The organism is Pseudomonas cremoris (assembly GCF_014230465.1).
Genome location: NZ_JAAXCY010000012.1, coordinates 94,437 through 116,866, shown reverse-complemented (window position 1 = coordinate 116,866; position 22,430 = coordinate 94,437). Strand labels below are relative to the sequence as shown.

The window sequence follows — 22,430 nt, the reverse complement described above, 5'->3', positions numbered from 1 at the left end:
CGACCCTTATCGTTGCGGGGCTTTTCCTTTGTTATGAACTCCGTCAGAAGTAATACGGGAATTTCAGGCTGAACGTAAAGTCTGGCGCATCGTCTGTCATACCAATTGCCAAGTTCGGCACGATCGTCAGGTTCGGCGTTGCCGCGATGGTCATGCCGACGTTGAAATAACCCGCGTTGGCATCGCTTGAAACCACCGATTGCCAGTCCCCGCCGTCAGGCTTGAGCTTGCTCTTGCGCTGGATCAGGTCGGACACCGAGAACGACATACTCATCTTCTCGTTCAACGCGAACGCTACACCGACGCCCACTTGGAAGCTGTCGCCAAGGCTGACCTTGCCCCCCACCTTCTGGCCGACGTTGGAGCTGATGTCGTCGAACGAATCTTCGAAGTTGTGGGTATAGGAGAACGAACCGAACAGCACGGCCGGGTCGAAGGTCTTGACCAGGGAGATCCCCGGTGTGACCGACCAGACGCCGTTACCTGTCGGCAGGCTTTCCGGCACGTAGAGGTTGTCGTTGTTGGGCGAGGCGATCAGCTTGATGCCATAGGGTTCTTTACCGGTAGGCGCCTTGACCCGTACCGAGAACACCGCATCCGGCAGGCTGTCGGACTCGTCGAGGAACTTGTAAGCAATGCCGAAGTTAACGTCGCCAATGGTGGGGTCACGTGTGACGTCCCCTTCGGAGGTCGTGGTGCCGCTGTTATTGGCGCCGCCTGACTGGTAAGTCGATTCGCGGTACACCACCGGCACGTTAATGTCGAACTGCCAGCGGTTATCCAGGTTATAGCGCCCGGTCAGGTCCAGGGTCCAGTTATCGGACTTGATCCGGTCCAGGTTGATGTTGCCGAGAAAGATCGAGTCCAGCGCCAAAAAGCCGTTAAGCGTCAACTGTCTCGCATCGTAGCGGGCATAGGTGATGCCGGTTTCAAAGCTGAACTTGCCATCGCCGAAAAAGCCGCTGGCCTCGTTGTACAAGTTGCTCACGCTCTGCGCGGGTGCCGAGTCGTCCTTGAGGCTTTGCCCATAGGAGCTGCCGCCGCCGGCACCGCCCGAGGCCGCCGCCGCACCTACGCCCGGCGCGCCGGCCACAGTGGTCCCTTTGCTGAAATCAGCAGGGGACTTGGCCAAGCGCTTGGGGGCCGGTGTTGCAGGCTGATCTTCGACTTGCCTGACCCGTTGTTCCAATACCGCCAGTGCTTTTTGCTGCACTTCGTAACGTTGCTTGAGTTCCAGCAATTCCTGTTTAAGCGTTTCAATATCGGCGTCCGGCGCGGCATACAGCATTGTTGCCGGTAGGAGCGTACTCAAACAAACCACGGCACGTAACGATAAAGATCGATGCATGAAGTAAGCCGTCCCTTTTTAATGCGTAAGTGTCGTGGCTCAGCGTAGTTCAATAACCGATAGTGCGTAGTCCTTTGAGTTGATCAAGGTTAAGGCTGCGGGTGATGGTGTTGAGGTTGTTGTTGCCCATCACCACGTTGATCTGTGTGAGGTTGGTGATCGCGTTGAGATTGCCGGTGATCAGCGTGCTTTGGTTGACGTTGCCGCCCCCAATCTGCTGCAGCACATTGCCCTGGTTATTGCTGGCCAGGACGGCCATTTGCAGCCCGCCATTCTTGGCCGAGACACTGACTTGGCCAGCGCCGCTATCACCGGTGATGGTCTGGCCGGCCACCAATGCCTTGCCCGACTGCACGACATTCGCTGCCGCGAAGCCGTTTTGCGTGACATTGATGTCTACGCCGTTGTTGGCGGTGTTGCCGTCGCCGGCCGCACGCACGCTTTGTGTCACGCCCTGGCCGCTACCCAGGCCTGCGCCGCCGACGACGGTGCCGGTGCCGGTGTTGGGGGTAGAGCCGTTGCCGGTGGTGCTGGTGGTGGTGACATAGAATTGCGGGGTAACGGTCGACGAGTTGATCTGCATGTTGGCGGTGCCAGTGATGCTGTCACCTGCGGAGTTGGTCCAGGTGGTGCTCATCACAATGCCAAAACTGATGATCCGCCCAGGCATTACATAACGCCCGCGCAGGTCAGCCATTTCCGAATCCTTGAGTTCGATAGGCTTGAAGGCCGATGACGCGTAAGCGGGCATTGAGGCTGCCAGGCACATGACCGTCAGCCAACGGTAAGTGTTCATCGTCTGCTCCTGGAGCGTCCTGCCCCTTATTGCGCCTCTTTCTAGAAGAAGTCGCTTTGAATGAATCCGAAGTCCATCAGTTCGCTGTCACGCACAGGGCTGAACTCGTTCAGCTGGTTCTTGGCGGTCAGTGGGGTCGGTGGAGAGAGCAGGGCGTTGGCCTTGTCGTAGCCTTCACCCAGTACGGCGAATACGATGCCGTTCCAGCCCTTGATGAAGTCGTCCTTTGTGTAACGCTTGTGGCCCAGCACGGGGTCGCCGATGTAGACCCAGTCCTTGTCGGCGCGCTGCAACACCACGAAGTGCTTGTAGCCACGAATATCCAGCAGCACCACAACGGGGACTTTGACAGTGACCAGCACGTCCGCATTGATCCGGTAGCCCTTGGCACGCATGCCGATGCTTTCCAGATAGCGCTTCATGTCGAGCATCGAGAAGCCTTGGGTGCGCACCAGGTCCTGGTCGGCGTTGACCAGCATGCCCTTGATAACGTGGTCTTCGTCCACATCCATCCAATAGGCCTGACGCAGGATGGTCGCCAGTGCGGCAGCGCCACAGCTGAAATCGGTTTTCTGTTCCACCAGGTTTGCGAATTTGCGCTCGCGGATGCTCTCGACCTTCTTGTAGATCAACCCACCACCGGGCATGACAATCGCCATGTTCCCTGCCCAGGTCGGGCCGGTGAGTGCTAGCAGGAGGAGGAAGGCAACGAGGCGCATGATCGTATGACCTGTTGGACACTGGAATGAAAAAAGGGCCTTGTTGCCAAGGCCCTATCTGGATCAGAAGCGAGTGGTGGACTGCACGACTACGTTGTTCTGACCTTGGTTGTTGCTGCCCGCCAGAGTGTTGGAGTTCAACACGCCAGAACCGTAGTTGATCGAGTTGTTCACGCTGGCATTGTTGGTGACTGGCTTGGTGTTCCAGCCATGGCCGCTGCTCAGGTTAACAGTGAGGTTGCCGGATACATCCTGCACACCATTGATGGTTGCAGCGCCGCCAGTACCGTCTTTGTTCGACTGAACTACAGTGCTGTTGCTGCCTTGGTTAGAGGTGCCCGCCGCAACGTTCAGCTGTTGAATGCCCGAGGCGTTGTTGCCACTGTCGTTGATCGAAGCATTGTTTTTGGTGCCGCTGTTGATCACCAGGTTACCGGTGTTCGATTGCGCGGAGTTCACGGTGGCGAACACGAAATCAGCATCGGCATTTTGGACGACTACGTCGTTTTTGCCTTGGTTATTGTCACCGCTCAGAACGTTGGCGTTGTTCACGCCGCTGTTGTGGTTGAACGAGTCATTGGCCGAAGCGTTGTTTTTGGTCTTGTCATTGAGCACCACGTTGCCATGGTTGCTTTGGCCGTCGTTGGAGGTGGCGCTGGCCGAAGTCGGGGCCGGTGTGGTTGGAGGAGGGGTGCTACCGCCACCACCATGGGCCTGTGCAGCAATTGCCATCAGAGCAGTCAGAGCGAAAACCAGTGGTTTGAGAGCCATTGTAGGTTTCATGGTGTTTCTCCTTGCTTCTATTTAGTTGGTTAAGTGTTGGTACGGTCTAGCTATCCGACTCAGCTCCATCAGTTGAGTCGTAAGTTCAGGGTGTTAGCCACTCGGTTCCCCACCCCGGCGCTCTGGACGACCTGTACCACTCCACGGCTGCCGGTGAAGGCCTGGTCGCTGGTAACGACCTGGCGGCTGCCAGTGGTAGGGGTCGACCCTGAGTCTGTTGCAAGCGCAACGTTCTGTTGCGACATGACACTGTCATCGATGCTTTGCGGGCCAGCATTGATGCTGATGCGCACGGCATTGATTGATTGGTTCTGGGCTCCGGCGGACTGGTTGATGCTCAGTACGCCGTTGCCGTTGCTGAAGGAGTTGCCCTGGATCGACGCCTTGGCGTTCAGGGAGCGGTCGGCGGGTGCGCCGCTGATGTTCTGGGTGACATTGATGTTTGCCTGGGCGTTGTGGCCCACTGCGATGGCAACGTTGTTGCTCAGTTGCTGCTGGTCACCGGCGGCCTGGTTGATCGTGACTACGCCGTTGTACTGCTTGCCGGAGTTATCGATGGTTGCATTGTTGGTGCTGCTGTCGGCCATCGCGGCCCCGCAGCCCAGCAGTGCAAGAAATATCCAGGAACGGTTCATCTCAACGCCCCCCGACCATGCTACCGATGTTGTTCAGGGGCGCGAGTCCGCTGGAGACCGCGCTGTTGACAGTGCCGGAGATGCTGCTGCCGCCGCTGTGGCTGGCTGCTGCGCCTGCGCCAAGGCCGACCCCGCCGCCGTTGTTGCTGAAACCTGGGAGGTTGCCGCCCGGCATAATGGTGCGAGTGATGCTGGCGCCACTGCTGATCCCGGCGATATCGCTATCGTTCAGTTCAAAACTGGTTGCACGCAGGATTTGGCCGGACGGGTTGGCATTGGCGGTAGTGGGGTTCGGGTCGGTGCCGGCGGTACGGCCATACATGTGACCCTGCACCTGACGCTGGATCACAATCACACCATCACCCGCAGCGAGCACTGGAAGGCTCACGCTGGTACTCAGTACGCAGCTGATCAGGAGGAGGCTCAATGAACCTTGTGTGTGAGTGACCACGGCAATATTCCTTATTCTTCGCGCTGACCCTAAACAGCGCTGTAAGGGATAGAGCAGAAGGCGTGCCGCTTTTTATTTGTATTAGTTTTTCAATGGCTTGCAATTAATGCAGGGCAAAGTGATGGCAACGCTGTATCAGCTGTGAGACAGCACCCTGTGAATCCACGCCGACCTGACCACAGCGCAAACGGTTCACCCGTTTGTCTCAGCACTGAAACACCGCGCATGACAAAACGATGAATCCGCTCAACGTGGGCGGTCCAGGGCAGGGGTGTGTAAAAAAAATGGACACTGCAGGCGCAAAAAAGGCCCGGCCCAGCAGGGCAAGGCTCAGCTTTTGGGGGCTTTACGCGGAATCGAGTTGAGTACGGGATTGCCGTCCTGGTTCTGGGTCAGGTAGACCGGCAGGACTTTGGGCAAGGAGGGCACGAGGTTGTTGACCTCAGTGATGTTGTAGATGCCGCCGATACGAATCGCTCCGGTGTTGGCGTCTGCCAGCATGACCGGTTTGTTCAGGTACCGATTGATCAGGGGCAACGCATCGGCCAGGGCCAGGTTGTCGAGGATCAGCTTGCCCTGGCGCCACGCCAAGGCGGTGTCGTTGGGATTGATCGCCTGCACGGATGGCGTCGCATCGCCCTGGCGGTAGCTTGCCTGCATGCCGGGGGTGAGAGGCACGCTGCCGTGTACTCGGTCGCTGGAGATCTGTACCGAGCCTTGGAGCAGCATCACTCGCACGTGGTCTTCATATTTCCAGACGTTGAATTGGGTACCGGTGACTCGCACCTGGCCTTCGCCCGCGTGAACGATAAACGGGTGGGCGCTGTCATGGCTGACCTTGAAAAACGCTTCGCCTTTTTTCAGCGTGACGCGGCGCTGGTCCTTGTAGTTGCTGTAGACCAGTTCGGTACCCAGGTTGAGCTCCACTTGGCTGCCATCGCCCAGGGTGACCTGGCGCAAACCGTTGGCGGCGTCATAGTGTTCGTATGAGCTTGGCAACCAGCCGGCTTCCCAGCCGGTAAACGCGGCGAGAGGCAACGCAACCAGGCTAATGGCCGCCGCGATGGCGTAGGTGCGCAATCGGCTGCGGGGTGTGAACGGCACCACCACTGCAGTGGGTTCAACGCGTGGCAGGTGGTCGGCAACGTCCCAGATTTCGAGCATCGCCGCGTATTCAAAGGCGTGCAGCGGATGGGCATCGTGCCACTGTTCAAAAGCCTGGCGCTCGGCAGCGGTGCAATCGTGCGCATGCAAACGCATGCACCAATGCGCAGCGGCGTCGGTGATGGCGTCATATTCGGCTTCTGAAAGAGACTTTTCTGTCATTTAAACGTCCTGATTTCCCGCATTCTAACCTCCGAGGCAGGTGGCGAGAACAGCCATCATGGCGATTGCACATCAATTGGAACTTATTCTCGTTTGGGCGCCTCCTAATCATTCAGGACATTCCCACAATGGAGAACGAACATGCTGAAGAAAACCTTAGTCGCCCTGTGTGCAACCTCCGCCCTGCTCAGCGCAGGTGCCGCGCTGGCCGATAAGCCGGGCGCCGGCTGGATCCCTATCGAGAAGGCGATTGAAGTGGCGAAGACCAAGGCCGGTTATGTCGAGGTCTACGCCGCTGAGGCCGACGATAAAGGGTACTGGGAAGTCAAAGGGCGCAAGTCCGACGGCACGGTGTACGAGGCGCGCATCGATGGTGCCTCGGGCAATGTGCTGCGCGATCAGAAAGACTGACACGCTCCCGGGGGCCTGTTCAGGCCCCCGGTTCCAACTGCCTTCCCAAGTGCGTAATCAGAAAGGTCACCGAGTCTGCGTTACCCAGGATGATGTCTATTCGGCGGTCAATATTGCTCATGAATATGTGCCGGGCATCGTCCAGTGTCCTGGCGCCGGTAAGATGCAATATCTTGTCGCGCACCTTTGTCGATCCCGTATGCCCAATATCGTGCCATTGCTGTTGCAAGTTATCCCAGGTCTTGAACAGCATCGTTGCCGGTGTGAGCACTGAAAACGCTGTGCTTCGCAGGTTGGACAGTGCCGTATGCAGACGCAGTCCCTGTGCGTCGCTGACCCGGATAAGGTCCACAAAGGGCCGCACGGTGTCTAGGTAGGCGAAGTCTTCGGTCATGTACGCCAAGTGGCTGATTTCATGAATCAGGGTGGCGGCCCGTGCGTGGTCGTGTACGTCGAAGGCGTTGTCTTGCAGGAGCCCTTGGTAGATTTCCATGCCCGTCTCGAAAAAGGGGTCCAGCAAGTAAATTCTTCGCGTTGCATCCTCCGGGATCACAAATGCGTAGGCATCATCCTCGGGCCAACGGGCACGGCCATAGACGAAACGATCAGAGTTCAAGGCAAGCAAGTCTTCCTCGGTCAGCACCGCCATGATCTGTGCGACGCGATTTTGTATTCTTGCTGCCTGGTCCGGGCTCAAGGTAACAACGCCGAACATTTCGCCCAAGAACCGACCGACTGTTGAGTTGGGATCGCGTTGTTGAGCAAACAACGTCAGGTTGCGTTGGCATGTGTTGGTGTAATACAGCGCAGTGGTAAGTGCCCTGTCGATGGCGAGCCCCATATCCCGGCTCAGCCCTCGAATGGCCGGCATGCCTTCCGCTTCAATATTGATGGAGTCGCGCTCTGTTCTACGGGTGACCGCCAGGCCTCTGTAGCGCGACAGCGTTGGGCCGAAGCGGGGTTCACGCTCGGACAAGTCCAGCACCCACTGGCCCTGCGCGGTGCGCTCGACAAACGGGCCCAGTTCCCTGGCAAGGCTTATGCGCCAACCGTCACCGCTTCTTGTCACCGGGTAAACCCGCCCGGCCACAGGGACGTAGGTGCGGTTGTTGACCGGCTGGGTATACACATGACTGCGTGGGTCCAATTTCAGGTCGGTCAGTGCCACTGTCATGTCCTCGAACCGCCGCATTCGCGTGCGCACCGGGTTGGTTATATCCAGCGTGTCGACCGTGGTGGCCGGCAATGGGCCTGGCGGGGCAGCGGATTCGCCGGGCGGTACAGGTCCGGTGTCAGATGGGAGCAACGCATCGAGCTCCTTGCGCAGCGAGGCCATGGTTGCCACACCCTGGATAAACTTGCGCAAGCCGGCGCTAAAGCGCTGCTCTTGCAGGTCTTCGGCGCTGGCCTCGAAGAGTTTGAAGCTGCGCCATACCACTAGGGGGAATTTGAGTTTGCCCCCAATAAACTGCAGTGCCATGGGAATGCCCTTGCGCAGCAGGCTGGTCATGCCATCCCACGGATGCCTGCCACCTTCCTTGAATTGGCAGGAAAGCATGTCCAGCAATTGCTCGGCATTGTCGTGGAACAGTTGGCGCAGGATGTTACCTATGATGGGGTTCGATGCCAGGTTGACCGGTTCAGGTTTTTTTTCTTCCGGGCGTGTCGGTTGTTTGAAGCGATTGCGAAACGTCGCCTGATCGGGGTCGCCCAACTGGCGGAGGATCCACTCCTGCAGCGGGCCAGCGGCGTTGATATCGTCCAGCAGTTCTTCCTCGGTGCCGTACTCCTTCAATACGCTGAACGGGGCATAAGGCGCATAGAGCACCAGCGGGCCGGTGGCGTTGGCTTTTGGGCCGATCACATACACACCTTGCACCTTCGCCGGTACCGCCCCAGGTGTGGCGATCAGTTCCATCGGGCGGATCATCGCCGTTGCGCCGATGACGGCATCCCGGGCAACGGCGTCCGGCATATCGAAGATTTGCTGGATAAACCCCCAGGACGATGGGCTCAGACGTTCTTCCAGGTATTCCTCATGGGCATGGCGCAGCACTTGCCAGGGCAGTTGTTGGCAAAACAGATCGCGGCGCTGGCGGGCGTCTTCGGTATCGGCGGTGAGGTGGGTGGTAAGCAAGTCGCGGTAGGTTTTGCCGATGTCCAGCTGGCGCACCAGTTGCACAATCGAATGGCCATCCAGCGAGGTTGGCAAGGGCGCGGTACCGCGCGCCTTGGGTGTGAGGTTGTCGGGTTGCAGGTCGGGCAAATGGCGTTGGGCAAAATCGACCAGGCTTTGGGTGTGCCCGTTGAGCAGCACACGTGCGGGGATAAGGATGTTTTCAGGGGCCAGCGCATCGTCGGGGAAGCGCGCCTGGAGTAAGGCGCCCAAGCGTTCGGCGACGTGTTCATGCAAGGTCGGCAGGCTGTGCAGGTAATCCAGGTTGTCGGGGGCGCTTAAACGGTATTGCTCAAGCAGTTCGGCATGCAGCAACTGATCCGCGACCGACGCCATACCCAACCAAGCGGGCAGGCCCTGTTGTTGAACCATGGCGGTCGCAATGGCTTTGGCCCTGCCGATATTGGAGGGTGCCATTCGTCCCATCTCATCATCCAGGCGGTCTTGCAATTGTTTTGGCCCCAGCGACATGGCAAGCCAGTAATCGAGGGTATCGAGATGGTGAGCGAGCTGGCTCTGTTGGCGGTTGTGTAAAAAATGCTCGTCGATACGCTGTAATGGCCCCAGAAGGTACTGCTGGTGAGGCGGACGAAGGCTGATGGGCAGGTTCATCAGCAGTGCGGTGCGTTGGCTGGAGTGCTTCAGGCGCTGTTCGAGTGTCTGGCGCAGAGTAATCAGCGAAGTGAATGGCTCATAGCCGTACTGCGGTGTCCACAGCACCACCTTGCCTGAGAGATGCGGGTCGAGACCGCCGCGCTCGGTCAGTACAAAGCAATTGGCCAGCGGGTGAAGTTTTTTGCCCTCGTTGAGCGTCACCGTCAACTCGAAGGCGTCCGGCAAAAAGCCTTTCAGCCCATGGCGCTTGTCGCGGGTCATGCTGTCCGGGCGCAATACCGTATCAAGGATCGCGTAATGGTCTGGGCTCAAGGTGTGATTGAGCTGGCGCAACTCGGCCTCGCTACGCAGGCCGTGCATAAAGGCCTTGACCATCACGTCATCGTGGTTTTTCAGGAACCGCTTGGGCAGCATGCGTACGTCTCGCTCGACGAAAGAGGCTGCGACCTGCTTGATCACCGCATTGAAAACGCGACTATTGATGCCATTCCAGCTCAGGGCTGCACCCGCATCACGGGCGGCATAAAAACCGATACGAGGCGTGCTGCCAACATCCCCGGCGGCATTGGCCAGGTATTGGATGAAATGCTCGACCATGTTCACCGATGACTGCGGCAGACGTTCTTCCCTGTCCTGCGCTTCGCTGGGGTAGGTGTTGATGTAGACGTTGCTGGCATCCAGCTCCAGGTAGCGCTTTTTCATTTCCTCGTTCAGGGCTTTTGTCGCAAGGCTGCGCAAGGTGGGGTGCTTTGCACGTAGTTTGAGCAAGCTGTCTTCATCCACGGTCAGCGCCTGCAAGTGCAGCTTGGCGCGCTCGGCTGACACGGTTGACGGTCGGCCGTTGCCGCTGTTGACCGGGTGCAGGCTCCAACGCCCTTGGGTATCAAGCTCCAATAGGCGGCTGTCGAGCATATGGCGTATGTCCAGGGAGCAGTCGAGCAGGGCGGTCAGGTTCACCGTGCCTTCACTGCGGCGGAACAGCGTGAGCGCGTGCTCCAGGTTACTGATGTGCTTGTCGTAAATACCCCTGACCATCTCACCGAACACACTGCCCTCTACCGGTTGCCCGCTGACCTGCACGCCACGCATGGCGAGGTACACGCTGCGCTCCTCCAGGGACAGGAAGTTCAGCAGTTCGTCCTGATGCCCGGCGGCCTTGAGCATGCTCAACAGCGTGTCGTTCAAGTCATCGACATCCTTGAGCACTTGCAGCCCGCGCGACTGGGTGTACAAGTAGGCATGCTCGTCACTCATCAGCAAGGTGGCGGCAAGCTCCACATAATGCTGGTAGGGCGCGTAGATGTTGACCTTCTCGATATGCAAGGTGGTGTTCCAGGCACGACGAGCTGTCCGGTCGGGAATAAAAACGGCAAGCAAGCCGCGGGCCTCTTCTGAAGAAAGGATGTTGCTTTCACTCTGGCGCTTGAACAGCAGGTCCACACGGAACTTGTCGCTCATCACCTGTGCGAAGAACTCCATGCGGGACTGTTCCGGGTGAGACTCGTCTTGAGTGATTGGGGAGTGCCACCACGCTTCCAACAAAAAGCTCAGTATCTTGGTGAGGACGGCGGCGCCATGCTGCACCAGGCTTTCCCAGCGCTCCACGTCTTGCTTGCGTTGGGCCGGGGTAAAACTGCGGGTGTCATGCTTGGGGTTGACGAAGGTGCGTGTACGGTCCTCTGGCCACGCGGACTTGGCATAGTACTGCAGCAGGGTTTCTGCCAAGGTGGCCGAGCCCACCCAGCGTGGTAGGTCGTTTGGGTAGTCATCCGTTGAGGCCATGAAACTGTTGACCCGCGTGTCGTTAAGGGGGAGGCCTTGAAAATATAAGGTTCCTGTCCCGATACTTTCGAGCACGGCATCGATCCACTCGGGGAGCGTGGGCAGGGTGCGCAGCGCTTCATGCATGCGTTGCAGATCGTGCGCCTGATTGGCCATGATGGTTTTTTGCTGGTCTTGAAACACCCAGTGCTCAACCGTGGCAGTGGTGAGGGTGAAGGTGCTTGTAGGAGTGAACGCATTGCGCTGACCTATGGGTAAAAATCTAATTAAATCAATGTATAGAGTTGGGTTTTTCAAGCGTTGCGTTAACTCGGAAAGGCATTCGTCCCGCTGCTCGAATACCTCGATACCGCCGTAGGGGGTGTACAGCACAGCCTTTTTCTCATCAGGGGTCGGGCTCATCATGAATGCGCCGGCAAGTGCAATTGAAGGCATGCCGGGCCTTTCCACTATCAGCCTTTCTACGGTCATCGGTTCGTCGCGATCCTGGCGCCCGCTATGGTTGGCGATGTACACCGTGCCGAGCCAGTTGACATCCTTGAGGGTCAAACCCAGTGCGCGTTCGCGGTCGGTGGGGTGTTTGCGAGTGATTGGGCGCAGGTACTCATCAAAAAAATACGGCGGCGTTACATGGGCCATGACTTGCTCTTTATCTGGGCCGAGGGCGGCATTAATGAAGAGCAGCACGTTAGGGAGCGATCGCGCCGTTCAGGCGGTAGATAGCTGCCGCAGAAACCACCCCTGCACAAAGTCGATTGACAGCAGGCCGCGGGCGCGTTGTTTAATCACGGGCTTGAATTACCCGTCTTGTTGCCCCTTCCAATCATAATTCGGAGCTTCAGATGTCTACGCCGTCCAAGGTCGTTGAGGGTTCCAATGTCTCCATAGGCTTCAGTGCGCTGGTGGCGTTGCTGCAGCAGGTATTCGTGTGCCATGGCACATCACCCGAGGTGGCTGCGATCCTCGCCAACAACTGCGCCAGCGCCGAGCGCGATGGTGCCCATAGCCATGGTATTTTCCGTATTCCCGGTTACATCAGCACCCTGGCCAGCGGTTGGGTGAATGGCCGCGCAGTGCCCCAGGTCACGGATGTGGCCAGTGGGTTTGTGCGGGTGGACGCCGGCAATGGGTTTGCCCAGCCCGCGCTGGAAGCGGCTAGGGCGCTGCTGATAGAAAAAGCCCGCAGCGCCGGGATCGCCTTGCTGGCGATTCACAATTCCCATCACTTTGCGGCTTTGTGGCCGGATGTCGAACCGTTCGCCGAGCAGGGGCTGGTGGCATTGAGCGTGGTCAACAGCATGACCTGTGTGGTGCCCCACGGCGCCGACCGCCCGTTGTTTGGCACTAACCCCATTGCCTTCGCCGCACCGCGTGCCGATGGCTTGCCGATCGTGTTTGACCTGGCCACCAGCGCCATCGCCCATGGCGACGTGCAGATCGCGGCGCGCAAAGGCGAGCGCTTGCCGCCGGGCATGGGCGTCGATGGCCTGGGCCAGCCCACGCAAGACCCCAAGGCCATCCTGGAAGGCGGCGCGTTGCTGCCGTTTGGCGGGCACAAAGGGTCGGCGCTGTCGATGATGGTCGAGTTGCTCGCGGCAGCACTGACGGGGGGCAACTTCTCATTTGAATTTGACTGGTCGGACCATCCCGGTGCGCGTACGCCATGGACCGGTCAACTGTTGATCGTCATCGACCCGAGCAAAACCAGCGGCCAGGCGTTCGCCGAGCGCAGCCAGGAATTGGTGCGGCAGATGCATGCGGCGGGGTTGCGACGGTTACCGGGAGACCGGCGACATCGGGCACGGGCCAAGGCCGAACAGGAAGGGATACTGGTGGATGCTGACGAATTACAGCACTTGCGCGACCTGGCAAACGCCTGAAAAAGGCTGCGCACGGGGCGCAGCCATTTGTACTCAGTTGCGACGGCCCAGCAGCAGGCCCACCACCAGGCCAAAGCCTGCGGAAATCGCCACGGTCTGCCACGGGTGGCCACCGATGTAGGTTTCGGTGGCATCCACCACCGGCTTGCTGCGTTCACGCACGTTGGACACCGAGTCCAGGGCCTGCTTGAGCTTGATGGCGACCTGTTCACGCAGGGTCTCGCCTTCTTCGCCCACCAGGGAGGCGCTGCTTTTAAGCAGTTTGTCCGACTCTTCAATCAACGCCGTCAGTTCACTGAAGGCCTGATCCTTGATTTGTTCTTCGACGGCTTGGGCGGCAGATTTGCGGGCCATTGGGTAACTCCTTGCAGGTGAATGTGACAGTGAACAATGGAGTGGCGGGCGTCGGCAAAAGTTGCAGTTTTTTTGCTGGTGGCTGGTTTTGAGCGAAATCCGAAACAGGAAAATTCGACCTACAGTGTAAGATGTCGCCTATTTGTGCAGCAGGTAATTCAACATGAGCTTCAATCTGGCCAACAAGACCCTCGCCGAACGCGCCGAGCTGGAAGATGAAAAGTCCCGGCTCTACGACCTGTGGCAAACCAACCTGGGCAAGGCCAAGGGCGAAGCCGCCCGATTGTTCGGCGAGCGCGCCAAGCGCAAAGGCAAGTGGGCCGAATGGGTGCGTGCAGAACTCGACGGCATGTCGCCGCCGGAGTTCTCCAACATGGTGCGCAGCGAGGTCAACAAGTTGATGGCGGCGGCGAAGTAAAGCTCGCCACAATCGCTTCACGCACTTTGAGCAGCAGCGGGTCGAGTTGCGCCTGGGTGCGCCAGCCCAACTCCACCGGGTAGCGTGGCAGCGCCAGCGGGCAGGGCAACACCTGCAGGCCGGTCAGCACAGCAATGGCTTGCGCGGCATGCCCGGGAATGGTCGCCACCGCCTGGCTACCCTTGAGCAAATAGGGCAGCGCGGCAAAGTGGCTGGTGGACGCGCACACCTGGCGGCTCAGCCCTTGCGCTGCCAAGCCTTCATCGGTAATCCCGATAAACCCGCCGGATGACACCAGCACATGCTCGCGGGTGACGAATTCGTCCAGGCTGATGGTTGTCTGGTCCGAGTCCAAAAGGCAGCGGTAATCACCTTCCCCCAAGACTTGACGACTCAGCCTGCCTTGGGCAAAACCACCGGCGGTAATCGCCAGGTCCAGGCTACGGTCGAGCAGGGCACCCGCGACAATCTGGCTGTGGGTCTGACGGAAAATCACCCTCAGCTTCGGCGCACGCCGGGCGATTTCGTCCATCAGCCGACGACCATAGGCAATCTCGAAATCATCCGACAACCCCAGTACCACTGAGCGGCCCTGGTACTGCTGGTTGTCCGGATTGACCATCGCCAGGCTTTGTCGGCAGCGCTCCAGCGCTTCGCTAATCACCGGTTTCAGCTGGTTGGCGCGCAAGGTCGGCGCCAACCCACGGCCGGTGCGCACGAACAATTGATCGCCATACACCTCGCGCAGGCGCCGCAGCCCGGCGCTGATGGCCGATTGCGTTACCCCCAGGCGCAACGCCGCGCGGCTGGCACTGGAGTCATCGTGCAGCGCTTCAAAGGTTTTGAGCAGGTTGAGATCGACCTGGGCGATATTTGTTTGGCTCATATCATTCAGCAGTGAAGTGGGCTTTATTCATGATCGAGGCTGGCTGGAGAATGGGCAACCCCATTTTTTCGGAGTCATCGTGATGTCTGTTTCTACTGTGGCGGCCCTGCAGATCGGTTCTTTGCCAGGCGGTAAGGGCGAAACCCTGGCGCAAATTCTCAGCTATGAAGGGGAAATCACACGCAGCGGCGCGCAATTGGTGGTGATGCCCGAGGCCTTGCTTGGTGGCTATCCCAAAGGTGAAGGATTCGGCACGCAATTGGGTTACCGCCTGCCGGAAGGTCGCGAAGCATTCGCCCGTTATTTTGCCAATGCCATCGACGTACCCGGCGCCGAGATCGACGCATTGGCGGGTCTGTCAGCGCGCACCGGCGCGAGCTTGGTACTGGGTGTGATCGAACGCTGTGGCAACACCTTGTACTGCACCGTGCTGTATTTCGAACCGGTAGGCGGCCTAGTGGCCAAACACCGCAAACTGATGCCCACCGGCACCGAGCGGCTGATCTGGGGCAAGGGCGACGGTTCGACCTTGCCAGTGATCGACTCAGCCGTAGGACGTATCGGCGGCGCAGTGTGCTGGGAAAACATGATGCCGCTGCTGCGTACCGCCATGTACGCCAAGGGTGTGGAGGTGTGGTGCGCGCCCACGGTGGATGAACGCGAGATGTGGCAGGTGAGCATGCGCCACGTGGCCCACGAAGGCCGCTGCTTTGTGGTGAGCGCATGCCAGGTGCAGGCATCACCGGCAGAACTGGGGCTGGAGATTGCCAATTGGCCGGCAGAGCGCCCGCTGATCGCTGGCGGCAGCGTGATTGTCGGGCCGATGGGCGACATTCTGGCGGGGCCCTTGGTGGGAGAGGCGGGGTTGTTGACCGCGCAGATCAATACCGATGACCTGGTGCGGGCGCGGTATGACTATGACGTGGTGGGGCACTATGCGCGGCCGGATGTATTCGAGTTGGTGGTGGATGAGCGGGAAAAGCCTGGAGTTCGCTTCATCACTGATTAAACGCAGTTCAAATGTGGGAGCGGGCTTGCTCGCGAAAGCGGTGTTTCAGTTACCTATATTTCGACTGACCCACCGCTTTCGCGAGCAAGCCCGCTCCCACATTGGATCTTTATCGACTGGGGGATTTGAGTTCAAGCCATTCCTCGCGGGTCATCTCCCAAATATCCCGGGGGAAGGTGCCTTCAACGAACTGGCCCTCATCGGTCCTGATCAGGCGCATCCCCTCACGCTCGGAGATCCGCCGCGAACCCAGGTTGGGGGCTGCCTTGGGCACACGCAATACCGGGCGTTCGAGCACGCCAAACCAGTAATCGGTCACCGCCGCACTGGCTTCGGTCATCAGCCCCAGGCCCTGCCATTGCGGGCCCAGCCAAAAACCACGGTTGTCGTCCACGGTATCCGACAGGCAGACGTTGCCGATCAGCACCTCAGGTGCGCTTTTGAGGCGGATCGACCAATGCCATTCCTTGCCGCGCGCCATGGCGGGCAACGCGACGTGCTCCAGATAGCTGCGCGCGCCGTCGGCCGGGTAGGGCCAAGGCACCACGGCGTTGAGGTAGCGCACCACTTCCCAATGGGGAAATTGCTGCTGGGTGGCCTCGGCATCGTCGAGGGTCAATGGACGCAGGATCAGTCGCTCGGTGTACAGCGTCGGTTGCATGGCGTTCACCAGGTGGCAGTGTTTGGCAGGTCCAGGGTGCCACGGTCGATAAAGCGCATCGTGCCAAACAGGCCACCGGCCAGTTTGCCCCGCAGCACGTAGGGCAGGTTGTTCAGGCTTTGGGTTTGGCTCAGGCCCAGGGTCTGGCGTAACACAGTGAACGCAGAAACGCTCACCGGTACCGTCAGAACCGTCTCGGAAAAACGTGGGATGGAGCCGCTTTGATCACTCACCCCCGACGCCAACGGCCGGCCATTGACGTCCAGGTCCAGGGCCACGCCGTTGTAGTCGATGGCCGTTTCATTGGGGTTTTGCACCCGCAGTTTCACGGCAAAACGCACTTCCAGGTCCTGGCTCTGTAGGGGCTCGATGCCCACCACCGTGATATTTACCGGGTCGCGGTTGGGGAACAGCGCGCAGGAGCTCAAGGTCAGCAGCAGTAGCGATAGAACCATGAGCTTGCGCATATAAAAGGTGCTCCTATTTCGTGACGTCCGGGTCCTGCATCACTTTGAGGGTAGAGGACTCCGGATCAAATTCATCTTCTTCCAGCTCTATGAACTCTTCCGGCAGGAAAATGTTCAGCAGGATTGCACAGAACGCGCCCACGGTGATCGGCGATTCAAAGATGTTGTGCAGCGCCTTGGGCAGGTCACGCAGCACTTCCGGCACGGCAGCGACGCCCAGGCCCATGCCGAGGGAGATGGCTACGATCAGCACATTGCGGCGATGCAGCCCGGCTTCGGCGAGAATCTTGATCCCCGCCACGGCCACGGTGCCGAACATGATCAGGGTGGCACCGCCCAGTACCGGCTTGGGCATCAGTTGCAGCACTGCGCCGATCATCGGGAACAACCCCAGCAGCACCAACAGGCCAGCGATGAAGTACGCCACGTAACGGCTGGCCACGCCGGTCAACTGGATCACGCCGTTGTTCTGGGCGAAGGTCACCATCGGCAAGCTGTTGAAGGTCGCGGCCATTGCCGAGTTGAGGCCGTCAGCCAACAAGCCCGACTTGATGCGCTTGATATACAGCGGCCCCTTGACCGGCTGCTGGGAAATCATCGAGTTGGCCGTCAGGTCACCGGCCGCTTCCAAAGGCGAAATCAGGAAGATCACCGCCACCGGGATAAACGCCACCCAGTCGAACGAAAAACCGTACTTGAACGGCACCGGCACGCTGACCAGGGGCACCTGGGGCAACGCCGCCAGGTCCACACGGCCCATCATCCAGGCGACGATAAAGCCCAACGTCAGGCCGATCACAATCGAACCCAGGCGCAGGAACGGATTGCTGAAGCGGTTGAGCACCACGATGGTCAGCAGCACCAGCGCCGCCAGGCCCATGTTGCCGGCTGCGCCCAGGTCTTTGGCGCCAAAGCCGCCGGCCATGTCGGTGACCGCCACCTTGATCAGCGACAAGCCCATCAGGGTGATGATGGTGCCGGTGACCACCGGGGTGATCAGCTTGCGCAGCTTGCCGATGAACTGGCTGAGCACCACTTCGATAAACGCCGCAAAAAAGCAGATACCAAAGATCGTCGAAAGGATTTCGTCGGTGCCGCCGCCCCGCGCCTTGACCATGAACCCTGCGCTGAGGATCACGCTGATAAACGAAAAGCTGGTGCCTTGCAGGCACAACAGCCCCGAACCGATAGGCCCGAACTTGCGCGCCTGCACAAAGGTACCCAGCCCCGACACGAACAGCGCCATGCTCACCAGGTAGGGCACTTCGCTTTCCAGGCCGAGTACGCCGCCGACAATCAGGGTGGGCGTGATGATGCCGACGAAACTGGCGAGCACGTGCTGCAGCGCTGCAAAAATTGCTGCGGTGAAGTGCGGGCGGTCTTCCAGGCCGTAGATCAGGTCGGATTTATAACGGGGGCGGGGGGCTTGAGCGTCAGACAAAATGCGGGCTCGGGTCAGAAATGGGAGGCGCAGGATGCCAGAAAGCGCCAGTCGTCAGAAGTGTAAAAAAATATTTATCAACGCCCTGCGGGAAACCCCAAGCCCTGCCGATACCTCGTATAGGCCCACATTCCAATGACAACAGTGGTGACCACAGGTCAGGACGGCGCGTTGACGCCGGCTGATCGTTTCGCAGCAGGGACGCTTGCAAACACTACTTCTGAGAGCATCCCCCCTATGTCCCTACGTCAGCTGAATATCGCCCCGCGCGCGTTTCTCGGTTTCGCCTTCATTGCGTTGTTAGTGGTTTTGTTAGGGGTGTTTGCGGTCAATCGCATGACGCTGATCCGCCAGTCTTCGGTGGACATGAGTGCCAACCAAGTGCCCAGTGTGACGAACTTGGGCATCATCACGGAAAACGTGCTGCGCCTGCGTATTCTGTCGTTTCGTGTGCTGGTGAACCGCGAGCCTGCCGCCCTGCAAGAAGCTGAAACCCGCATGAGCGCGCTGGCCGACAAGGTCAAGGCGGCCCAGGCCCGCTATGCGGCGTTGCCCGCCGGTACTGAGGAAGCCACGTTGTACAAAACCTTCGTCACGACCCTGGATAGCTACTTCCAGGCTCAGGCCGAGATGCTGGCATTCTCCAAGCAAGGCAAGGTCGAGGAGATGCGCAACCTGATCAACACCCGCATCAAGGACGGCACTGACTTGATGGGCGAGCAGTTGAACAAGCTGATTGCCATCAATGCGGCTGACGCCAAGGACGCCGACGCTGAAGCCGGGCACAGCTACGAAAGCGCCATCACCGGTGTAATCGCCGTGTCGGTTGCGGCTGCGTTGCTTACGGTGTTGCTGGCCTGGCTGCTCACCCGCAGCATCGTCACGCCACTGCGCAAAGCCGTGGAAGTGGCCGAAACCATTGCCGGGGGCAACCTTACCAAAACCATCGAAGATGCTGGCAAAGATGAGCCAGCGCGGCTGCTCCAAGCCCTGGCCGCCATGCAAACCAACCTGCGCCAGACCATCCAGCACATTGCCGGTTCCGCCACACAGTTGGCCTCCGCCGCCGAGGAACTGAGCGCAGTCACCGAGGAGGCCTCCAAAGGCCTGCAACAACAGAACAACGAAATTGACCAAGCGGCCACGGCGGTCAACGAGATGACCGCAGCGGTGGAAGAAGTGGCGCGCAATGCGGTGTCCACCTCCGAGGCGTCCGGCCAGTCCAACCAGGCTGCGCGCGAAGGCCGCGACCGTGTGGTGGAAACCGTCGGTGCGATCCAGACCATGACCCAGGACGTGCAAAATACGGCGGTGCTGATCGAAGGCTTGGCCACTCAAGGGCGTGACATCGGCAAGGTGTTGGACGTTATCCGTGCGATTGCCGAACAGACCAACCTGTTGGCGCTTAACGCGGCCATTGAAGCTGCCCGCGCCGGCGAAGCGGGGCGTGGTTTTGCGGTCGTCGCAGACGAAGTACGAGCCCTGGCCCATCGCACAGCGCAGTCGACCCAGGAGATCGAGAAGATGGTTGCTGGCATCCAAAATGGTACCGGTGAGGCGGTTCAGTCCATGCAGCAAAGCAACCAGCGCACCCAGAACACCCTGGAAATGGCCCGCGCCGCCGGTGTGGCCCTGGAGCAGATCACCCAGTCCATCAGCCTGATCAACGAACGCAACCTGGTGATCGCCAGCGCGTCCGAAGAGCAGGCCCAGGTCTCCCGCGAAGTGGACCGCAACCTGGTGAATATCCGCGACCTGGCCACCCAGTCGGCAGCGGGTGCCAACCAGACCAGCGCGGCCAGCCATGAGCTGTCGCGCCTGGCGGTGGATTTGAATGGGATGGTGGCCAGGTTCGTCATCTAATCTGAAATGCGATCAAAAAAGTGGGAGCGGGCTTGCTCGCGAATGCGGTGTATCAGTTTGCATAGGTGTGACTGACATACCGCCTTCGCGAGCAAGCCCGCTCCCACATTGGTTTTGTGTTGTGTCAGGGGTTATTGCTTCCAGGCCGCGGCATTCACCAGATTCTTTGGCCTTTCCCCGGCCAACGCCTGTAGCAAATTATCCACCGCGCACTTAGCCATCGCCTCCCGCGTCTCATGGGTCGCCGAACCAATGTGGGGAGTAGCCACCACGTTGTTCAAACGCAACAACGGCGAATCATGATCCAACGGCTCACGCTCAAACACATCCAACCCCGCCGCCCGTATCGTTCGTTGCTGTAACGCCTGCACCAGCGCCGCCTCATCCACCACCTTGCCCCGCGAGATGTTGATGAAGATCGTCTCCGGGCCCATCAGTGCAAACTCTTCGGCGCCGATCAGCTTTTCGGTTTCAGCGGTGAGCGGCAGCGTCAGGCAGACAAAATCGGCCTGTTGCAGCAATTCATTGAGGCTGCGGTATTGTGCGCCAAAGCGTTTTTCCACCAACGGCTTGGGCGAGTGGCTGTGGTAGATCACCGGCATGCCAAAGCCAAAGTGCCCGCGTTGGGCCAAGGCTTCGCCGATACGGCCCATACCGATGATGCCTAGGGTCTTGCCATGCACATCACTGCCAAAGTGCGCGGGGCCGATGTTTTTGTGCCATTGGCCGGCGCGCACCATGTCGGCCAACTCCACCACGCGGCGGGCGGTGGCCAGGATCAGGGCAAAGCCGGTGTCGGCGGTGGTTTCGGTCAGCACATCGGGGGTGTTACTGAGCAGGATGCCGCGCGCGCACAGGTAGTCGATATCGTAGTTGTCGACGCCCACGGACACACTGGCCACCGCCTCCAACTGCGGCGCCAGGTCCAATAATTTTGCATCCAGGCGCAGGCTGGCACCCAGCAGGCCGTGGGCCGTCGGTAGGGCATCGCGCAGTTTGGCCAGGCCGGTTTCGTCCAGTGCCTCGATGAGCGTGACGTCTACCTGTTCATGCAAGCGGGCCATCAGCGGCGCGGAGAGTTTTTTGTACAACACGACAGACTTTTTCATGCGGTCTTGACCTTTAATTCGAGGGTGGACGCCGGTGAGCGGTCACTTGCGCCGGGCTTGAGGAAAATCGTCAGCACCACCGACAGCAGCAACGCGCCACTCATCAGCAGGTACGAGGCACCGGGCGAGCCGGTGCTGCTATTGAGGTACCCCACCAGATATGAACCGCCGAACGAGCCGAGGGCGCCCATGCTGTTGATCAGCGCCATGGCGCCTCCGGCAACGTTGGCCGGCAGGATTTCTGGAACGATGGCGAAAAACGGTCCGTAGGGCGCATACATGCAGGCCCCGGCGATCACCAGTAGGGTGTAGGACCACCAGAAGTGTTCGGCCCCGAGCGCGTAGGAGCCATAGAACGCAATGGACGCGATCAGCAACGGCGGCCACACAAAGCGCTTGCGCTTTTGCAGCTTGTCCGAGCCCCAAGACACCACGAGCATGCCGATCACCGCCGCCAGGTACGGCAGCGCCGACAGCCAGCCCGCTTCGACCATGTCCATCTTCAATCCTGCCTTGAGAATCGAAGGCAGCCACAGCACAAAGCCGTACACGCCGATGCTCCAGCAAAAGAACTGCAGCGCCAGCACGATCACCTTGGGCGAACGGAAGGCCTCGGCGTAGTTTTTAACTGCTTTGATGCCCACCTGTTCGGCAGCCAATGCGCTTTCCAGCGCGGATTTTTCGTCGTCGCTTAGCCACTTGGCGTCCTTGGGACGTTCATCTGCCAATTTCCACCAGATAAACGCCCATAGCACGGCGGGCAGGCCTTCGATGATAAACATCCAGCGCCAGCTGAAATGCTGCACCAGATAGCCCGACACCACCGACATCCACAGCATGGTCACCGGGTTGCCGAGGATCAGGAAGGTATTGGCACGCGAGCGTTCGGCGCGGGTGAACCAGTGGCACAGGTACACCAGCATCGCCGGCATCACCGCAGCTTCGACCACGCCGAGCATAAAGCGGATCAGGATCAGCATGTAGGCGTTTGAGACCACGCCGGTGAGGGTGGCCAGGCCGCCCCAGAGAATCAGGCTGACAAAAATCAGCTTCTTGACGCTGCGCTTCTGCGCGTAGATCGCCCCCGGCACCTGGAAGAAAAAGTAGCCGAGGAAAAACAGCGCCCCCAGCAGTGACGACATGCCAGGGGTGATCATCAGGTCTTCGGCCATCCCGGAGGCGGCGGCGAAGCCATAGTTGGCGCGGTCCAGGTAGGCCAGGCTGTAGGTGATAAAGACGATGGGCATGATGTACCACCAACGGCGGGTGGCGAGTTTCACGGTTTCCATGGGGTTGCTCC

20 protein-coding genes are annotated in these 22,430 nt (G+C 59.5%); 5 read left to right on the top strand and 15 right to left on the bottom strand.

Going from position 1 to position 22,430, the window contains the following annotated elements; translation table 11 throughout:
- Positions 1-43: 43 nt before the first annotated feature.
- The 7 genes from HF257_RS26660 to HF257_RS26630 form a co-directional block, all read right to left on the bottom strand.
- A complete protein-coding gene (locus HF257_RS26660; protein ID WP_185709027.1) occupies positions 44-1,348 on the bottom strand; it encodes a hypothetical protein in 1,305 nt (434 codons plus the stop codon).
- A 49-nt stretch (positions 1,349-1,397) separates the two neighbouring features.
- Entirely contained in the window at positions 1,398-2,144 is a 747-nt protein-coding gene (locus tag HF257_RS26655) for a hypothetical protein (RefSeq protein ID WP_185709028.1), read from the bottom strand.
- A 41-nt stretch (positions 2,145-2,185) separates the two neighbouring features.
- Positions 2,186-2,863, bottom strand: coding sequence for a C39 family peptidase (locus tag HF257_RS26650; RefSeq protein WP_185709029.1), 678 nt, complete (start codon positions 2,861-2,863; stop codon positions 2,186-2,188).
- Positions 2,864-2,926: 63 nt separating this feature from the next.
- A complete protein-coding gene (locus HF257_RS26645; protein ID WP_185709030.1) occupies positions 2,927-3,646 on the bottom strand; it encodes a heme utilization protein in 720 nt (239 codons plus the stop codon).
- 68 nt (positions 3,647-3,714) lie between these two features.
- A complete protein-coding gene (locus tag HF257_RS26640) occupies positions 3,715-4,281 on the bottom strand; it encodes an adhesin (protein WP_185709031.1) in 567 nt (188 codons plus the stop codon).
- Position 4,282: 1 nt separating this feature from the next.
- A complete protein-coding gene (locus HF257_RS26635; protein WP_185709032.1) occupies positions 4,283-4,732 on the bottom strand; it encodes a hypothetical protein in 450 nt (149 codons plus the stop codon).
- Positions 4,733-5,062: 330 nt separating this feature from the next.
- Positions 5,063-6,058, bottom strand: a complete 996-nt coding sequence (locus HF257_RS26630; RefSeq protein WP_185709033.1) for a FecR family protein — start codon at positions 6,056-6,058, stop codon at positions 5,063-5,065.
- Positions 6,059-6,199: 141 nt separating this feature from the next.
- Between HF257_RS26630 and HF257_RS26625 the strand changes: the two genes are divergently transcribed.
- Entirely contained in the window at positions 6,200-6,469 is a 270-nt protein-coding gene (locus tag HF257_RS26625; RefSeq protein WP_185709034.1) for a PepSY domain-containing protein, read from the top strand.
- A gap of 19 nt (positions 6,470-6,488) precedes the next feature.
- Here HF257_RS26625 and HF257_RS26620 read toward each other — a convergent pair whose 3' ends face one another.
- The gene (locus tag HF257_RS26620) at positions 6,489-11,681 is read right to left on the bottom strand and encodes a dermonecrotic toxin domain-containing protein (protein ID WP_185709035.1); all 5,193 of its coding nucleotides are present in this window, start codon (positions 11,679-11,681) and stop codon (positions 6,489-6,491) included.
- 203 nt (positions 11,682-11,884) lie between these two features.
- Here HF257_RS26620 and HF257_RS26615 point away from each other — a divergent pair, with 203 nt between their 5' ends.
- Positions 11,885-12,922, top strand: a complete 1,038-nt coding sequence (locus tag HF257_RS26615; protein ID WP_185709036.1) for an Ldh family oxidoreductase — start codon at positions 11,885-11,887, stop codon at positions 12,920-12,922.
- A 33-nt stretch (positions 12,923-12,955) separates the two neighbouring features.
- Here HF257_RS26615 and HF257_RS26610 read toward each other — a convergent pair whose 3' ends face one another.
- Positions 12,956-13,276, bottom strand: coding sequence for a DUF883 family protein (locus HF257_RS26610; RefSeq protein ID WP_010172915.1), 321 nt, complete (start codon positions 13,274-13,276; stop codon positions 12,956-12,958).
- A gap of 163 nt (positions 13,277-13,439) precedes the next feature.
- Between HF257_RS26610 and HF257_RS26605 the strand changes: the two genes are divergently transcribed.
- Positions 13,440-13,694 (top strand): hypothetical protein, encoded by a 255-nt coding sequence (locus HF257_RS26605; protein WP_003190904.1) that lies wholly within the window; start codon positions 13,440-13,442, stop codon positions 13,692-13,694.
- On the opposite strand, the gene HF257_RS26600 is transcribed toward HF257_RS26605, so the two are convergent.
- Entirely contained in the window at positions 13,666-14,580 is a 915-nt protein-coding gene (locus tag HF257_RS26600) for a LysR family transcriptional regulator (RefSeq protein WP_185709037.1), read from the bottom strand. The two genes, HF257_RS26605 and HF257_RS26600, sit on opposite strands and share 29 nt — an antisense overlap.
- An 82-nt stretch (positions 14,581-14,662) precedes the next feature.
- On the opposite strand from HF257_RS26600, the gene HF257_RS26595 reads away from it, so the two are divergent.
- Entirely contained in the window at positions 14,663-15,589 is a 927-nt protein-coding gene (locus tag HF257_RS26595; protein ID WP_185709038.1) for a carbon-nitrogen hydrolase family protein, read from the top strand.
- Positions 15,590-15,698: 109 nt separating this feature from the next.
- Here HF257_RS26595 and HF257_RS26590 read toward each other — a convergent pair whose 3' ends face one another.
- Genes HF257_RS26590 through HF257_RS26580 form a run of 3 tightly spaced genes read right to left on the bottom strand, consistent with a single transcriptional unit; the run spans position 15,699 to position 18,158 of the window.
- Entirely contained in the window at positions 15,699-16,250 is a 552-nt protein-coding gene (locus tag HF257_RS26590) for a GNAT family N-acetyltransferase (RefSeq protein WP_185709039.1), read from the bottom strand.
- Positions 16,251-16,255: 5 nt separating this feature from the next.
- On the bottom strand, positions 16,256-16,717 hold the full coding sequence (locus HF257_RS26585; RefSeq protein ID WP_185709040.1) for an LEA type 2 family protein: 462 nt from the start codon (positions 16,715-16,717) through the stop codon (positions 16,256-16,258).
- A gap of 13 nt (positions 16,718-16,730) precedes the next feature.
- The gene (locus HF257_RS26580) at positions 16,731-18,158 is read right to left on the bottom strand and encodes a nucleobase:cation symporter-2 family protein (RefSeq protein ID WP_185709041.1); all 1,428 of its coding nucleotides are present in this window, start codon (positions 18,156-18,158) and stop codon (positions 16,731-16,733) included.
- Between the two features lie 135 nt (positions 18,159-18,293).
- On the opposite strand from HF257_RS26580, the gene HF257_RS26575 reads away from it, so the two are divergent.
- Entirely contained in the window at positions 18,294-20,021 is a 1,728-nt protein-coding gene (locus HF257_RS26575) for a methyl-accepting chemotaxis protein (RefSeq protein ID WP_408635737.1), read from the top strand.
- Between the two features lie 131 nt (positions 20,022-20,152).
- Here the strand turns inward: HF257_RS26575 and HF257_RS26570 are convergent, their stop codons facing one another.
- Together HF257_RS26570 and HF257_RS26565 are read right to left on the bottom strand one after the other, a co-directional pair.
- Entirely contained in the window at positions 20,153-21,130 is a 978-nt protein-coding gene (locus tag HF257_RS26570; RefSeq protein WP_185709043.1) for a 2-hydroxyacid dehydrogenase, read from the bottom strand.
- Positions 21,127-22,419 (bottom strand): MFS transporter, encoded by a 1,293-nt coding sequence (locus HF257_RS26565; protein ID WP_185709044.1) that lies wholly within the window; start codon positions 22,417-22,419, stop codon positions 21,127-21,129. Before HF257_RS26565 ends, HF257_RS26570 begins: the two co-directional genes overlap by 4 nt.
- Positions 22,420-22,430: the final 11 nt, after the last annotated feature.